The organism is Pseudomonas frederiksbergensis, assembly GCF_003732665.1.
GTDB lineage: Bacteria > Pseudomonadota > Gammaproteobacteria > Pseudomonadales > Pseudomonadaceae > Aquipseudomonas > Aquipseudomonas frederiksbergensis_G.
In genome coordinates, this window is sequence record NZ_MOBP01000202.1 from 1 (window position 1) to 435 (window position 435).

General features: G+C 57.2%; 1 protein-coding gene. It reads left to right on the plus strand.

The window, feature by feature from the left end:
* Window positions 1-282, plus strand: a 282-nt coding sequence (locus BK665_RS33815; RefSeq protein ID WP_123410665.1) for a TOBE-like domain-containing protein, incomplete at its 5' end; no start/stop codon positions are given.
* Window positions 283-435 lie beyond the last annotated feature (153 nt).

A 435-nucleotide genomic window follows, 5' to 3' on the forward strand; every position in this document is an offset into this window, starting at 1 on the left:
CTCGGCGATTCGAACCGTTTGCACTTGGGTGACGATAACCATGTGCTGTTCCGTCCCCATGAAGTGTCGCTGTCGCGGCATGAACTGGAGGATCACCACGCGGCTGAAGTGCGGGATATCCGGCCGTTGGGCGCTACGACTCGGGTGACGCTGAAGGTGGAAGGCCAGAGCGAGTTGATCGAGGCTGAAGTGGTGAAGGATCACGACAGCCTGGTTGGGTTGGCCAAGGGTGAGACGTTGTTCTTCAAGCCCAAGGTTTGGCAGAAAGTCGCCAACATCTAAGGCAAAAGCTTCGCGGGCAAGCCTAGCTCCTACATTATTGGATTGTGTGATCCCTGTAGGAGCGAGGCTTGCCCGCGAATGCGATCTACGCAGCAGCACCCTTCGGATTGATTCTCACACCCCCAACCCGCGCCTCAATCTGCTCCTTGAGGT